This window comes from Amycolatopsis sp. NPDC102522 (assembly GCF_055584485.1).
The window spans coordinates 1-15,598 of sequence record NZ_JBVJLY010000033.1 but is presented as its reverse complement, the minus strand read 5'-3'; the positions used below and the strand labels follow the sequence as shown (position 1 = coordinate 15,598).

Sequence of the window (15,598 nt, the reverse complement as noted above, 5' to 3'; positions counted from 1 at the left end):
CGTCGAAGCGCTTCGCTCGACGCTCAAGGAAAACGAGCGGTTGCGAAGGCAGGGTGCCGGCTCCACCGATCCCATCGCCGTCGTGGCCATGGCCTGCCGGTTCCCCGGGGGTGTTCGGACGCCGGAGGAGCTGTGGGCGCTCCTTGACGGCGGCGTGGATGCGATCGCGGGGTTCCCGGACGACCGCGGCTGGGATCTGGACACGTTGTTCGACGCCGACCCGGACGCGTCCGGCAAGTCGTATGCCCGCGAAGGCGGATTCCTTTACGACATGGCCATGTTCGACCCTGGCGTCTTCGGGATCAGCCCGCGTGAGGCACTCGCGATGGATCCGCAGCAACGGCTGCTGCTCGAGACCTCGTGGGAGGCGTTCGAACGGGCGGGTATCGACCCCGGTTCGGTGCGCGGCGAGAAGATCGGGGTCTTCGGCGGCATCATCAACCACGACCACGGGACACGGCTGCGCCCGGTGCCCGAAGAAGTCGAGGGTTACGTCGGGACCGGCAGTTCGGGCAGCGCCGCGATCGGGCGGGTGGCTTACACATTCGGGCTGGAGGGCCCGGCGATCACCGTCGACACGGCGTGTTCGTCTTCGCTGGTGGCGATGCACCTCGCCGTGCAAGCGCTGCGCCGTGGTGAATGCGCGATGGCGCTGGCGGGCGGGGTGACCGTGATGTCGACGCCGGACACGTTCGTGGAATTCTCCCGGCAGCGTGCGCTCGCCCCCGACAGCCGATGCAAGTCCTTCGACGACGCCGCCGACGGCACCGTGTGGTCGGAAGGGGCGGGCATGGTGCTGCTGGAGCGGCTTTCGGTCGCCGAGGAGCGCGGACATCCGGTGCTGGCGGTCGTACGTGGTTCCGCGGTGAACTCCGACGGCGCGTCCAACGGCCTGACCGCGCCGAACGGCCCTTCCCAGCAGCGGGTGATCCGGTCCGCCCTCGCCGACGCCGGTCTGTCCACTGTAGACGTTGATGCGGTGGAAGCGCACGGCACGGGCACCCGGCTGGGCGATCCGATCGAGGCGCAAGCCCTGCTGGCGACCTACGGCCAGGACCGCGAACACCCGGTGCGGCTGGGCTCGGTGAAGTCGAACATCGGCCACACGCAGGGCGCGGCCGGGGTCGCCGGGGTGATCAAGATGGTGCTGGCCATGGGCCACGGCCTGCTCCCCAAGACGTTGCACGTCGACACCCCCACGTCGCGGGTGAACTGGTCGTCGGGTGCGGTGGAGATCCTCACCGAGGCGTGCCCGTGGCCCGAACTCGATCGTCCGCGTCGCGCCGCGCTTTCGGCTTTCGGCGCCAGCGGGACCAACGCCCACCTGATCCTGGAGTCGGTTCCGAGGCCCCACGCCGAGAGCGGCGGTCAAGCCGGACCGTGGCCGGTGCTGGTGTCGGGCGCCACCGCGGAGGCGGCGCGGGCACAGGCCGAGCGGGTCGCCGAGTTCGTGCGCACACGGCCCGACGTCGAAGTGGGCGATGTGGCCTGGTCGCTGCTGTCGTCGAGGGCGGCGTTGGCGCACCGGGCCGTCGTGGTGGCGGACGGCCGCGAAGATCTGGGCGCGAAGCTGGCAGGAGCGGAGCCGAGGAGCGCGGACGTCACCGGGCGGCTCGTGTTCGTCTTCCCTGGTCAAGGAACGCAGTGGGCGGGGATGGGGCGCGAGCTGGGGGAGTCGTGCGCGGTGTTCCGCGACTCGATGCTCGCGTGCGCCGAGGTCCTGGAAGGTCTGGTCGGCTGGAAGCTGTGGGACGCGCTCGACGACGAGGCGGCACTCACGCGGGTGGACGTCGTGCAGCCGGTGTCGTTCGCGATGATGGTGTCGCTGGCCGCGGTCTGGCGTTCGCTGGGTGTCGAGCCCGACGCGGTCGCCGGCCACAGCCAAGGCGAGATCGCGGCGGCGTACGTCGCCGGGGTCCTGTCGCTGGAGGACGCCGTCCGCGTGGTGGTGCTGCGGTCCGCGGTCATCGCCCGGGAACTGTCGGGGCGCGGGGCGATGCTGTCGGTCGTCGCCCCGGAGGACCAGGTGCGGGCGCTGCTGCCCGGCTTCGAAGGACGGCTTTGGGTGGCCGCGGTGAACGGTCCGGCGTCGGTCACCGTCTCGGGGGACGCGGACGCGATCGAGGAGTTCGGCCGCCTGCTGTCCGCCCGGCGCCTGTTGCGCTGGGCGCTGCCCGGCGTGGATTTCGCGGGCCACTCCGGCCAGGTGGAGGCCGTGCGGGAGAAGCTGCTGGAGACATTGGCCGACGTCCGTCCGGCGCCGGGCACGGTGCCCGTCTATTCCACTGTGGACGATCGCTGGTTCGACGGCACGGAGATGGACGCCGGTTACTGGTACCGGAATCTGCGACAGCCGGTGGTTTTCGAGTCCGCCATGCGCGGGCTGGTCGCCGAGGGGCACCGCGCGTTCCTGGAAGTGAGCGCGCATCCGGTGCTGACCACGAGCATCGCCGACGTCGTCGAAGAGCCCGCGGTGGTGACCGGGACACTGCGCCGCGATGAGGGCGGCTGGGGAAGGTTCCTGGCCTCGGCGGGGGAACTCCACCGGCGCGGTGTGCCTGTCGACTGGAAACCCGCCTTCGACGGACCGTACCGGCGGGTGGACCTGCCGACGTATCCGTTCCAGCGTCAGCGGTTCTGGCTGGACGCGCGCACCGGAGCCGGGGACGTGACGGCGGCGGGCCTGGCCGCGGTGGACCATCCTCTGCTCGGCGCGGTCGTCCGGCTTCCCGAAGACGACGGGGTGGCGCTGACCGCGCGGCTTTCGCTCGCCACGCATCCGTGGCTCGTGGACCACGTCGTGTTCGACACGACCGTCGTACCCGGGGTCGCGCTGGTGGAGCTGGCGATCCGGGCGGGTGACGAGGTCGGCCACCCGGTGGTCGACGAGCTGGTGATCGAGGCGCCGCTGGTGCTGCAGGACCGGGAAGCCCGCCAGCTCCGGGTCCGGGTGCGGCCGCCCGACGCCCACGGGCGCCGCGCGCTGGCCATCCACTCCCGTTCCGACGAGGCCGGGCCGGACGCCGAGTGGACCCGCCACGCGAGCGGGTTCCTGGCCGAGTCTGGTGCGCCTGCTGGCTTCGAACTCGCCGAATGGCCACCGGCCGGAGCGACACCTGTGGACATCGAGAACACCTACGCGGGATTCGCCGCCGCGGGACTGGCGTACGGACCGGGTTTCCAACGGTTGCGCGCGGTGTGGCACCGGGGCGAGGAGATCTTCGGCGAGGTCGCCCTGACCGAGGAACAGAGCCTCGAAGCCGGTCGGTTCGGCCTGCATCCGGCGTTGCTCGAATGTGCGTTGCACGCGAGCACCTTCACCGGTCAGGAGGTCGCGACGCCCGACGGTGACGTCCGGCTCCCGTTCTCGTGGACCGGCGTTTCGCTCCACGCCTCGGGCGCGACGCTGGTGCGCGTCCGCGCCGTCGCCAGGGGAGAGGGCGAGGTTTCGCTGCGGCTGGCCGACGAAACGGGCGCTCCGGTCGCCACCGTCGAGTCGCTGGTGTTCCGGCCGGTGTCCCTCGCGGGGCTGCGGACCACGACCGGCGGTTCGTTGTTCGGGGTGGAGTGGGTGCCTGCCCAGATCGAGGCCGCCGATGTGGACGTCGTGGTGTGCGAGGCCGGTACCGGTGACGTACGGGAAGTGGTGTCGAGGGTTCTCGAGCGGGTGCAGGAGTTCGTGCGGGAGGAAAGCTCGTCACGCCTGCTGGTGCTGACCCACGGCGTGTCCACACCGATAGGGGCCGCAGTGTGGGGCCTGGTGCGCTCCGCACAGGCCGAAGAACCCGGCCGGATCGTGCTGGCAGACCTCGACGACGACCCGAAATCCCGCGCCCTAATACCCCAGGTCGCCGCCAGTGACGAACCACAGGTCGCGATCCACGCCGGTCAAGTCCGGGTGCCCCGGCTCGCCCGGGTGAAGCCTGCCGGTGAGCCGCTGGTGCTGGACCCGGACGGAACAATCCTGATCACCGGCGGCACCGGCACCCTCGGCCAGATCATCGCCCGCCACCTGGTCGACACGTACGGGGTCCGGCATCTGCTGCTCCTCAGCCGCACCGGCGGCACCACCGACCTCCCCGAAGCACGAGTCGTGGCCTGCGACGTCGCCGACCGCAACGCACTCGCCACCGTCCTCGACGACATCCCGCCCGAACACCCCCTGACCGGCGTCATCCACACAGCCGGAGTCCTCGACGACGGAGTCCTCACCACCCTCAACCCACAACGCCTCGACACCGTCTTCACCCCCAAAATCGACGGCGCCCTCAACCTCCATGACCTCACCCGACACCACAACCTCAGCCTGTTCGTCCTGTTCTCGTCGGTCGCCGGTGCGCTCGGCAGCGCCGCGCAGGGCAATTACGCGGCGGCCAACGGCTTCCTGGACGGACTCGCGCACCAGCGTCACGCCGAAGGGCTCCCCGCGACGTCCCTCGCCTGGGGGCTGTGGGAGCCGACAGGCCTGACCGCAAGACTCTCCGACACCGACCGTCGCCGCTTGGCGAACACCGGTATGCGGCCACTGTCCGCAGTGGACGGTATGGCGCTGTTCGACAGCGCGATGGCGACGGGACTGCCGTCGCTCGTCCCGGCGCGGTTCGACCTCGCCGCGGTCGGGTCCGGTGAAGTACCGCCGCTTTTCCGGTCCCTGGTTCGGCGACGGCGCGCGGTCCGGATTGGATCCCCGGATTCACTCGCCCGGCTTCCCGAAGAAGAACGTCGTCAAGCGGTGCTCGACCTGGTGCGCCGGGAAGTCGCCGCCGTCCTCGCGCACGCCACGAAGGACGCCGTTGACGAGGTCAGGGCGTTCAAGGAGATGGGCCTCGATTCGCTGACCGGTGTCGAGTTGCGCAACCGCCTCGCCGCCGCGACTGGACTGCGGCTGCCCGCGACCCTGGTCTTCGACTATCCGAACCCCGGCGGATTGGCCGGTCACCTCTGCGAGCGGCTGTCGGGAGGGGAACGCAGGCGCGCCATGTCCCGCGTCACCGCCGTCGCGGACGAGCCGATCGCGATCGTGTCCATGGCGTGCCGGTTGCCGGGTGGCGTGGTGTCCCCCGAAGGCCTGTGGGACCTCGTGGCGGGCGGAGTCGACGCCGTGACGGACTTCCCGGCCGACCGCGGCTGGGAACTGGGCTCGTTGTACGACCCCGATCCGGACGCCGCCGGGAAGTCGTATGTCCGGCAAGGCGCGTTCGTCGACGACGTGGCCGGTTTCGACGCGCGGTTCTTCGCGGTGAGCCCGCGCGAGGCGCTGGCGATGGATCCGCAGCAAAGGCTGTTGCTGGAGACGTCCTGGGAGGTCTTCGAGCACGCGGGCATCGATCCCACGTCGATGCGGGGCAGCGACACCGGCGTCTTCACCGGCGTGACGAACCACGACTACGACCACTACCGCAACCCCGGTGCCGGTGACCTGGACGCCTACCGGATCACCGGGGTGTCCGGCAGCGTCGTGTCGGGCCGGGTCGCGTACACCTTCGGCCTGGAGGGGCCGGCGATCTCGATCGACACGGCGTGCTCGTCCTCGTTGGTGGCGATGCATCTCGCGGTGCAGTCGCTTCGCCGGGGCGAGTGCTCGATGGCCCTCGCGGGCGGGGTGACGGTGATGGCGACCCCCCGCGGTTTCGTGGAGTTCTCGCGACAGCGCGGATTGGCTCCCGACGGCCGGTGCAAGTCGTTCGCGGCCGCCGCCGACGGGACGGCGTGGTCGGAAGGCGCCGGTGTGGTGCTGTTGGAACGGCTTTCGGACGCTACTCGGCTGGGGCACCGAGTGCTGGCTGTCGTCCGCGGCTCGGCGATGAACTCCGACGGCGCCTCGAACGGCTTGACGGCCCCGAACGGTCCGGCACAGCAACGGGTGATCCTGTCCGCGCTGGCCGACGCCGGTCTGTCCACTTCGGACATCGACGCCGTGGAAGCGCACGGAACGGGCACACGTCTCGGCGATCCGATCGAGGCGCAGGCCGTACTGGCGACCTACGGCCAGAACCGGGATCGCCCGGTGTGGCTCGGTTCGCTGAAGTCGAATCTCGGCCACGCCCAAGGCGCCGCGGGGATCGCCGGGGTGATCAAGATGGTGCTCGCGATGCGGCACGGGGTGCTCCCGAAGACGCTGCACGTCGACGCGCCCACCCCGGAGGTCGACTGGTCGTCCGGATCCGTGGAGTTGCTCACCGAGCCTCGTGAGTGGCCCGAACCTCGCCGCGCGGGGGTTTCGTCCTTCGGTGTTTCCGGCACCAACGCGCATTTGATCCTCGAGTCCGTCGCTGAGACCGGCGAACCCGAAGCCGAGGCCGGTGACCATCGCGGGCCCTGGCCGGTGGTGCTGTCCGGGGCGACGGCGGAGGCGGTGCGGGCGCAAGCGCGGACGATGGCGGAGTTCGTGTCGGCGAACCACGACGTCGCCGTGGAAGATCTGGCGAAGTCGCTGGTGTTCTCACGGGCGATGCTGGCACAGCGTGCCGTGGTGGTGGCGGACGACCGTGACGAACTCCTGGCCGAGCTCGCCGCCTTGAGCCGTGACGCGGTCGAGGTGGCTCCGGCCGAGGGCAAGCTGGCCTTCGTGTTCAGCGGGCAGGGCAGCCAGCGAGCCGGGATGGGCCGGGAGCTGTACGAGAAGTTCCCGGTCTTCCGCGAAGCCTTCGACGAAATCTGTGGGCACTTCGCTTTCCCTTTGAAGGACAAGGTCTTCGAGTCCGACCAGCTGGACGGGACGCGATACGCGCAGGCCGGGTTGTTCGCGGTCGAGACCGCGCTGGCCCGGCTGCTGGAGTCCTTCGGGGTGCGGCCCGACCTGGTGGCTGGACATTCCCTCGGCGAGGTGACCGCGGTCCACGTGGCGGGCGCGTTGTCCCTGCGCGACGCGTGCACGCTGGTCGAGGCGCGCGGCAGGTTGATGGGCGACCTGCCACCGGGCGGAGCGATGGCCGCGGTGGCGGCCTCCGAACGGGAAGTCTCCGCGGTGGTGGAGGAACGCGCCGGCCGGATCGCCCTCGCGGCGGTGAACGCGCCGCGGGCGGTCGTGGTGTCCGGCGACGAGGACGCCGTCTCCTGGGTGACGGACCGCTGCGGCGAACACGGATGGCGGACCCGGCGGCTGCGCGTCAGCCACGCGTTCCACTCGCCCTGCGTGGACGAAGCGGCCGCGGGGCTGGAAGACGTGGTCCGCGGGCTCACCTTCACCGAACCCCGGCTTCCGGTGGTCTCGAACGTGACCGGCGACGTCGTCGGCGCCGACGTGCTGGGCGAACCCGGCTACTGGAGCACCCACCTGCGCTCGACCGTCCGATTCGCCGAGGGCGTGGCCCGGCTGCGCGCCGCCGGCGTCGGCAAGGTGCTCGAAGTCGGACCCGGTCGCGCACTGACCGGCATGGTCCGTGACTGCTGGGAAGGCGAGCGCGACACGCTGGTCGTGGCGGGACTGCGGGAACGACGCGAGACGGCCGGATTCCTTTCCGGGCTGGGCGAGTTGTCCGCGGGCGGGGTCCCGGTGGACTGGCCGTCCGTACTCGGCGGCGCCGGACGGCTTGTCGGGCTGCCGACGTATCCGTTCCAGCGGCGGCGTTTCTGGCTCGAACCCGCGAACCCGGAGCACCCGCCGACCCCCGCCGTGCCCGTCGTCGACCGGCCCGTCGTCGACGAGGTGACCATGGCCGAGCGGCTCGGGAAGCTGCCTCGCGCCGAACAGGAACGCGAACTGCTGGACCTCGTCCGCGAGCAGGCCGCGCACGTGCTCGGTTACGAGAGAGGCGCCAGCACCGGCTCGCGGGAGGCGTTCCAGGAACTGGGCTTCGACTCGGTGACCGCGGTCGAACTGCGCAACCGGATCGTCTTCGCCACCGGCCTGCGCCTCCCGGCCACCATCCTCTTCGACCACCCGACCCCCGCCGCCGTCGCCCGGGTGCTGTGGACCGAAATGTTCTCCGGGGCCTCCAACGGATCCCTTGCGCTGCTTCACGATCTGGACCGGCTCGAAGCCGTCCCGGCCGACACGCTCGACGACGGATACCGCGCCGCCGTACTCGCGCGGTTCCAGCGGATCACCGAGGGCTGGGCCCCGAGGCCGGAGGCGGACACCGGGACGGCGGACCGGCTCCGGACGGCGTCGGCGGCCGAGGTCCTCGACTTCATCGACAACGAACTCGGCCGGGCGGCGAAATGAGGCGGCATGGAGAAGCCGGTCACGAAGCGCCATCGGCTGTGGCCTTGGCTGGTGGTCTGCGCCGTCCTGGTGGCCGCGGCGTTGTTCGGCGTGGCTCAGCTCCCCGGCCCGCGCGGTGCGGAACCCCAGGCCCAGCCGGCGTCGATCCCGCAGTGGCGGGCGTTGTTCGCCGTCGCGCTGGTCGTGCTCGTCGCCCGGCTCGGTGGAACGCTGGCCACCAGATTCGGCCAGGCAAGGGTGCTCGGGGAGGTGGTCGCCGGGGTGCTGCTCGGCCCGTCCTTGCTCGGCGCCGTGTGGCCCGCCGCCCAGCTGTGGCTGTTCGACCCCGGCGTCCGCGCCACCATGGAAACGTTGGCACAGCTGGGTGTTCTGGTCTTCATGTTCCTCGTCGGGATGGAATCCGCGGTGCCGTCGCAGGGCGTGCCGCTCCGGCCGGTCGTGGCGATCGGCTTCTGCGGTCTCGCCGTGCCGTTCGCGCTCGGGGTGCTGCTCGCGGCGATCCTGTCCGGGATTCCCCGGCTCGGGCTGCCGAACGGCGGGGACGCCGCCTTCGCGCTGTTCATCGGGGTGAGCCTGAGTGTCACCGCGTTGCCGGTGCTCGCCAGGCTCGTTTCGGATCTTGGGCTGCGCGGGACCACGCTGGGAGCACTCGCTTTGCGCTGTGCCGCGGTGACCGATCTGGTGTGCTGGTGCCTGCTGGGCGTGGCCGCCGCGCTGGCGGGGAACCGTTCGCCGATGGGCGTGGCCGGATCGCTGGTGCTGACCGCGGCCGTCGCCGTCCTGCTGCTCGGCGTGGTGCGCCGCGGCTTGAGCAGGCTCGGCGAGCGGCGGGCGGACCGTATCCCGTCCGGGGTGGCCGTCGGTCTCCTCGGGGGAGCGCTGCTGACGGCCGCGTTCACCGACCTGGTCGGCGTGCACAGTATTCTCGGAGCCTTTCTTTTCGGTGCCGCTGTCCCGAAAGAGCTCGCCACGAAGCTCCGGCTCGACGAAAAGCTGCGGCCCTTGGTCTCGTGGCTGCTGCTTCCGCTTTTCTTCTGCGTCATCGGTATCGACGTCCACCTCGACGCGATCGTGGAAACACCGGCGCTGCTCGCTGTCCTTCTGCTCGTGGTGCTCTTCGCGGTGGCGGGAAAATGGCTGGGTACCGGGGTGACCGCCCGATTGTCGGGATATTCCTGGCGGCGGGCGAATCTGCTTGCCACCCTGCTCAACTGCCGGGGCCTGACCGAACTCGTCGTCCTCGACACCGGGCGCCGAATGGGGATCTTGACCGACACCGTCTTTTCGTTGTTCGTCCTGATGACACTGGTGACCACTGTCGGCTGCTCGGTGCTGGCGGCCGGATTCACCGGAAAGTGTCAGACCGGGGAAAAGTCCTTGCCAGCGCAGGATTCCCGGTTTCTTGCTGCTCCGAACCGGTGATACCGGCTGGTCCGGTAAGGGACCTCGGCGACGACGATCTTGACCCTGTCCGATCGCGCTGTTTAGCTGAAATTCTCACGGCGCATTTTCCGGGAAGGGGGCGGTGTGGAATCGGCTGACCAGATGATGGTTGAACTTTCACGGTACCCGCGTGCAACGGAAATGGAGTGACGATGGTAGCGCCTGTTGTGGCCCCGTTCGTGATCGGATTCGTCGCCGGGCCGGTGACACTCAAACTGGTGAAACCGGTGGTGCGTGGTGTCATCCGGACTTCGGTGGCGATCGCGATGGAGGTGAAGAAGGCCGCCGCGCAAGCCGGTGAGGAATTGCAGGACCTGGCGGCGGAAGTGACCGCGGAGATGGCCGTTTCGCAGACGGAGAAGCCCGCGCCGGCGAAACCACCGGCGAAGGCCAGGCAAACCAGCGCGGCACGCTGATCGCCTCGGTGATGGGCAAGGCAGCCACGCTGGTCCTCCACGCGCTCGTGAAGGTCAAGGTCCGGCCCAGGTCGGTCCTGCCCGGGCGGCAACGCTGGGACATCCCGGTGATGCGCGGCCGCCCGGAGGTCGCGAAACTGCTGGCGGCCCGGCTGGAGAGCGCCTCCGGCGTGCTCAGGGCCCAGGCGAGCCCGGTCACCGGGACGATGCTCGTCCACCACGCCGCGTCGCTCGACCAGGCCGAACTCGGCCGGGTGGTGCGGCGGACCGTGACCGCGGCCGTCGGCGAGGCCCGGGCGCGGGCGGGACGAAAGGATTCCCGGCCCGGCACGGGGCCGGGCGTCCTGGCCACCGGCGTCGCGGCCACGGTCGCCGCGTTCGGGATCTGGTCCGGGCTGCTGCGCGGCCGATGACCTTCCTGGCACTGGACATCGGCGGTACCAAACTCGCGGTCAGGGCCACGTTGGCCGACAAGACGTGGGAGCGGATCGAGCCGTGGCCGCAGGACGGCGTGGAGTCCGATCTCGCGCTGCTGCGTGCCGTGCTGGCAGCGGCGCCGCCGGAGGTCGTGCGGGCGGGAGTGTCCGCCGCTCCGACGGTCGATCCCGACGGCCGGGTGACGGCGTGGCCGAGCAGGCCTTCGTGGTGCGGCCTCGACCTGCGGCGGACGATCGAGGAGACCATCGGCGCGCCGGTGCTCTTCGGCGACGACGGCACGCTCGCCGCGGTCGCCGAAGCCGAAGCGAGCGGCTGTGCCGACCTCGTCTACCTCGGGCTCGGGACTGGCGTCGGCGGCGGGGTGATCAGCGACGGACGCCTGCTCCGGGGCGCGTGGGGCACCGCGGGCGAACTCGGGCACCTGCCGATGGACCCGGCCGGACCGCTCTGCCGGTGCGGACGCGACGGCTGCCTGCAAGCCCTGCTCTCTCCCGAAGCCCTTTCCCGCCGGACAGGGCTCCCCTCGGAAGAGCTCGTCACTTCCGGGAAAGTGGTCGCCTTCGTGGCCGAAACCCTGGCTCGCGTCGTCGTGCTCCTGTCCGAACTGGTCCAGCCGAGCCGGGTGCACATCGGTGGCGGGTTCGGCGTGGCGCTGCCCGGTCTGCCCGCCCGCGTCGAAGAACGGTCGCGTGCCTGGATCAGGCAAGGGCATCGGCTGCCCGCCGTCGCGACGGCGGCTTTCGGCGCGCATGCCTCGCTGGCCGGGGCGATGGTGCTGGCGAGAACGGGCGGAACGAAGCGGTGAAGTCGCCGTCAGTCGCGATGGGCGTAGACCATGTGGATGTCGGTGCCGGAGAAGTACTCCTCGCGGAAGTACTCGACGCGGTAGCCGCGCCGGTCCAGTAGTTCGCTGATTTCGGCGAGCCGGCCGTCCTTGTCGTGCACCTCGATGGCCAGCCTGCGTACCTTCGCCCAAAGGAGATCTCGTCGATTCCGGTGCCGGAGAGGGCATCCGCCAGCGTGGTCATCGCTACCGTCTCGTGCCGGATGCCACGGTCGAACCTGTCCCAGAACTCCGCCCGGAATTCGGCGGACGGATCGAACTGCTCGAACAGGACCCGGACGTTGTGGCGGTCTTCCTCGTCGTCGACGTACAACGTCGACATGGTCGAGCGATGCGGGTAATAGGTGAGCCTCGCTTCCCCGGTCGCCGAACCGAGGGCGAGGTTGGCCACCCGTGCGCCCGGCGCGTGCCGCGAGCAGTTCTCCGCAAGGCAGTGGTAGGACGCCGACGCGGGTTCGAACGCGTAGATCCGGGCGCCCACATCGACCAGCACACTGCCCGGCGGAAGGTCCGAAACCCCTTTCGAATACGCCTGGCTGTGGACGACCTCGCTCCAGACGGATTCGGGATAGTCGGTCTTCGCGGCGAGGACGACAAGGTCACTTTCGATGACGTGGTCGGAGAACATGTCGTTTTCGAACCCCTCTGTGAAAGCGAAGAAAACAGCCTAACCGGCGGAAAACGGTGCGGGGGAGAGGGATTTCTCCAATCCGGGTTCATCCGCCGGGTAACCGGCGTCACATGTTGTTAGTAGTTAGTAACCAGTAACTTAGCTCCATGGCTGAACGGATGAGCGGGACCGAGCGACGCGCCCAGGTGCTGGCCATCGCGGCGAAGGAGTTCGCGGAACACGGGTTGCACGGGGCGTCGACGGAGGCGATCGCGAGGGAAGCGGGGATCACCCAGGCGTATGTCTTCCGGCTGTTCGGGACGAAGAAGGCCCTGTTCCTGGAGCTGATCCAGGCGGCGTTCGAGCGGGTCAGCGAAGGCATGCGGGACGCGGGCGAGGGGAAGGCCGGTCTGGGGGCGCTGTCGGCGATGGGTGCCCAGTACTTCGACCTGCTTGCCGACCGGACCGGATTGTTGTTGCAGCTTCAGGGCTTCGCCGCGTGCGGTGATCCGGAAGTGCGGGACGTCGTGCGGGAGTGCTTCGGGCGGATGTGGGACACCGCCGAGGACGGGACCGGGCTGGAACCGGTGACCGTGAAGACCTTCCTCGCGTTCGGGATGCTGCTGAACGCCGGCGCCGCGATGGACATCGGGCAGGTCGAAGCCGGGTGGGCCGACGGTGTCCGCACCCGGATCCAGCCGGGGCTGTTCGCGCACGTCACCGCCGAGACGAACCGATGAGCGGGCGTGGCGACGTCGCCACCCGGCGGGACGGACGGCTGAGCCTCGCCCTGGTGTGCACGGCGCTGGCGGGAGCGGTGATCGGCAGTGTCGGGGCGCCCCTCGTCACTCCGGTCGCCACGGGAACGCACGTGTCCCTGGACGCCGCGCAGTGGACGTTGACGGTGCCCCTGTTCAGCGGCGCGATCGCGGGCCCTGTCCTCGGCAGGCTCGGCAGCGGCCCGTACCGCCGCGTCACGATCCTGGGCACCCTCGCCGTGGTCACGGCGGGCGGGCTGCTGACCGTGCTGCCGCTCCCGTTCGCGGCGTTGGTGATCGGACGCGGCCTGCAGGGGCTCGCGATCGCGGTCGGGGCACTGTTGATGAGCGTGGCCCGCGAACACCTGCCGCCGGAGCGCTCGGCGTCCACGATCGCCGCGTTGTCGGTCGCGACGACGGTCGGCATCGGGGTCGGCTATCCGGCGGTCAGCCTGCTCGACCAGGTCGCCGGTCTGCGCGTCGCCTACGGGCTCGGGCTTCTCCTGTCCGCGGTCGCGCTCGTCGTCGCCTGGCGGACACTGCCCGCCGAGGCGCCGGGGGAGCGGCCCCGGATCGACGTCCCTGGCGCGCTGCTTCTCGCCCTCGGCACCCTCGGGCTCCTCGTGGTCATCGCCGAACCCTCGATCTGGGCGAACGCGTGGACGGCGGCAGGCATCCTCGCCGGTGCCGTCGCGTCCCTGGCCGCGTGGACGTTGATCGAACGGCGCGCCACGGCGCCGCTGGTGAATCTGCGGCTGCTCGGACAAGGCCCCCTTCTGCGCGCGAATCTCGCGATTCTCGTTGCCGGGACTGGGTTGTACCTGCTGTTCAGCGTGTTCACCCGCTACGTGCAGACCCCGTCCGGCGCCCACTACGGATTCGCCCTGCCCGGGGTGGCCGCGGGGGCGGCACTGATCCCGTTCTCGCTGCTCGGGTTCGCCGCCGGGAAGGCGGCGCCGCGTCTCATCGCGCGCTTCACCGAACGATGGACCTACACGCTCGCGCTCGCGATCGCCGTCGTCGCCGCACTGCTGTTCGCGGCCGGACCACAGTCGCTCTTCGTCGTCCTCGCCGCGATCGCCCTGCTCGGCTTCGCCGTCGGAGGTGTCTTCGCGGTGATGCCGAAGCTCGTCCTCGTCGGTGTGCCCCGAGAAGAGACGGCCAGTGTGCTCTCGATCAACCAGATCTCCCGCAGTATCGGGATGAGCGTCGGCAGCGCGTTCGCCGGTCTCCTGCTCGGCGCCGCCACGCCGGACGGCGCCGTGTTCCCGGCCCAGAACGGTTATCTCACCGCCGTGCTGTGGGCCCTGCCCCCGCTCGTCGTGAGCGCGCTGATCATCGTCAGGCGCGATCCTTCAGCCATCGGTCCGCCGTCCGCCAGATGACCTGCGGATCGACCTCGGCGGCTTGCCAGGTGGTGGCGCGGGTGGTGCCGAGGTCGCGGTACTTCCGCATGATCGCGACGTGGGCGGGGAGCCCGACGAAACCGCGGAGGCCTGTGCGGTCGCGCCAGACCGAGATCGAGCCCAGCCGCCGTCGCAACGGTTCGGCCCACAGCCACTGGCCGATCGCGCCGGGCAGCCGGGGCCACTCGCGGCTGAGCGTGTAGCCCGCCCGGTACGCGCCTGGTGTGAGCCGAAAGTCGTTCAACGTCAACTCGGTGACGCTGACCAGTACGTCTCCCGTGACGTCCGTCGCCGGGCCGGTGATCCACTTGCTCCTGATCATGCGCGCTCCTCGTATCGTTGCACTTGGTAGATGATACGCACATGCTTATGACTGTGCGCCAAGTGGAGTAACACCTCTTGACACCCGTGACAGTATTTTTCCAACTACATGACTAGTGCGTTGCCAGGGTTGTGACTGTGCAGACGACGATCCGGGCCGGCGCCTCTGGGGAGAGGATCTGTCCATGCAGCCAACCCGCCGTCTCTCGGTGGTTCTCGCACTCGGCGCCGCGGCCGGGATCGCCTTCGCTTCACCGACCATCGCGGGACCACTCGTCGCCGACGGCGGGGCGACAGCCGCCGACGACTACTACAAGGACGCGGAGGGCAAGACCGGCGCCGAACTCAAGACGGCGTTGCACGGGATCATCAGCACCGGCACCAAACTGACCTACGAGCAGGTGTGGGACGGGATCAGGGCCACCGACGAAGATCCGGCCAACCCGTCGAACGTCGTCCTGCTCTACAGCGGCCGCTCGCAGGCGAAGACCGCCAACGGCGGGGGAGTCGACGACTGGAACCGCGAGCACGTCTGGGCCAAGTCGCACGGCGACTTCGGCACGGCTGTCGGGCCCGGAACCGACCTGCACCATCTGCGCGCGGAGGACGCGTCGGTCAACAGCACCCGCGGGAACAAGGACTTCGACGCCGGCGGCTCGCCCGTCGAGGAAGCGCCCGGGAGCCTCACCGATGACGACTCGTTCGAGCCGCGGGACGCGGTCAAGGGCGACGTCGCCCGCATGATCCTGTACATGGCCGTCCGCTACGACGGCACCGACGGATTCCCTGACCTGGAACCGAACGACGCCGTCGACAACGGCTCCAAACCCAACATCGGCCGCCTCTCGGTCCTGATGAGCTGGAACACCCAGGACCCGCCCGACGCGGGCGAGCAGCGCCGGAACCAGGTCATCTACGACCAGTTCCAGCACAACCGCAACCCGTTCATCGACCACCCGGAGTGGGCTGCGTCCATCTACGGCTAGCGGCTTGGCCGCTTGTCGCTTGGCCGCTTCGGCTGAAGCAGGCCGGTGCCCTGCGGCTATGCGCCGCGCTGGCGGGTGTCGCGAAAGCCACTTTCGGGACATCAGACGTCCCGAAAGTGGCTTTCGCGACGAACCCGACCCGCCCCCCTCAGGCCTCCGGAGCGAGCATACCCCACACCAACAACACCCCGTAAATCTACACGTAAGGC

The 15,598-nt window shown here is 70.0% G+C and carries 9 protein-coding genes and 1 pseudogene; 8 read left to right on the top strand and 2 right to left on the bottom strand.

Going from position 1 to position 15,598, the window contains the following annotated elements; genetic code table 11:
* Window positions 1-10: 10 nt before the first annotated feature.
* From ACZ6YV_RS41235 to ACZ6YV_RS41215, 5 genes and pseudogenes are all read left to right on the top strand, one after another.
* A pseudogene (locus tag ACZ6YV_RS41235) lies at window positions 11-8,167 on the top strand (SDR family NAD(P)-dependent oxidoreductase); the annotation flags it as partial.
* A 6-nt stretch (window positions 8,168-8,173) separates the two neighbouring features.
* Window positions 8,174-9,589, top strand: a complete 1,416-nt coding sequence (locus tag ACZ6YV_RS41230) for a cation:proton antiporter domain-containing protein (protein ID WP_465514835.1) — start codon at window positions 8,174-8,176, stop codon at window positions 9,587-9,589.
* Between the two features lie 173 nt (window positions 9,590-9,762).
* Window positions 9,763-10,026 (top strand): DUF5132 domain-containing protein, encoded by a 264-nt coding sequence (locus tag ACZ6YV_RS41225; RefSeq protein WP_378243745.1) that lies wholly within the window; start codon window positions 9,763-9,765, stop codon window positions 10,024-10,026.
* Window positions 10,027-10,037: 11 nt separating this feature from the next.
* Window positions 10,038-10,439: a hypothetical protein gene (locus tag ACZ6YV_RS41220; protein ID WP_465514834.1), complete on the top strand. Its 402-nt coding sequence runs from the start codon at window positions 10,038-10,040 to the stop codon at window positions 10,437-10,439.
* The gene (locus ACZ6YV_RS41215; RefSeq protein ID WP_465514833.1) at window positions 10,436-11,269 is read left to right on the top strand and encodes an ROK family protein; all 834 of its coding nucleotides are present in this window, start codon (window positions 10,436-10,438) and stop codon (window positions 11,267-11,269) included. The genes ACZ6YV_RS41220 and ACZ6YV_RS41215 overlap by 4 nt, the downstream gene beginning before the upstream one ends.
* Before the next feature lie 8 nt (window positions 11,270-11,277).
* On the opposite strand, the gene ACZ6YV_RS41210 is transcribed toward ACZ6YV_RS41215, so the two are convergent.
* The gene (locus ACZ6YV_RS41210; RefSeq protein ID WP_465514832.1) at window positions 11,278-11,409 is read right to left on the bottom strand and encodes a hypothetical protein; all 132 of its coding nucleotides are present in this window, start codon (window positions 11,407-11,409) and stop codon (window positions 11,278-11,280) included.
* Window positions 11,410-12,085: 676 nt separating this feature from the next.
* Between ACZ6YV_RS41210 and ACZ6YV_RS41205 the strand changes: the two genes are divergently transcribed.
* Window positions 12,086-12,658, top strand: coding sequence for a TetR/AcrR family transcriptional regulator (locus tag ACZ6YV_RS41205; protein ID WP_465514831.1), 573 nt, complete (start codon window positions 12,086-12,088; stop codon window positions 12,656-12,658).
* Window positions 12,655-14,061: an MFS transporter gene (locus ACZ6YV_RS41200; RefSeq protein ID WP_465514830.1), complete on the top strand. Its 1,407-nt coding sequence runs from the start codon at window positions 12,655-12,657 to the stop codon at window positions 14,059-14,061. Before ACZ6YV_RS41205 ends, ACZ6YV_RS41200 begins: the two co-directional genes overlap by 4 nt.
* On the opposite strand, the gene ACZ6YV_RS41195 is transcribed toward ACZ6YV_RS41200, so the two are convergent.
* Window positions 14,018-14,404 carry a hypothetical protein gene (locus ACZ6YV_RS41195; protein ID WP_465514829.1) on the bottom strand — a complete coding sequence of 129 codons (387 nt, stop codon included), beginning with the start codon at window positions 14,402-14,404 and terminating at the stop codon, window positions 14,018-14,020. The genes ACZ6YV_RS41200 and ACZ6YV_RS41195 overlap by 44 nt on opposite strands.
* Window positions 14,405-14,588: 184 nt before the next feature.
* Here ACZ6YV_RS41195 and ACZ6YV_RS41190 point away from each other — a divergent pair, with 184 nt between their 5' ends.
* On the top strand, window positions 14,589-15,389 hold the full coding sequence (locus ACZ6YV_RS41190) for an endonuclease I family protein (RefSeq protein WP_465514828.1): 801 nt from the start codon (window positions 14,589-14,591) through the stop codon (window positions 15,387-15,389).
* The last annotated feature ends 209 nt before the right edge of the window (window positions 15,390-15,598 follow it).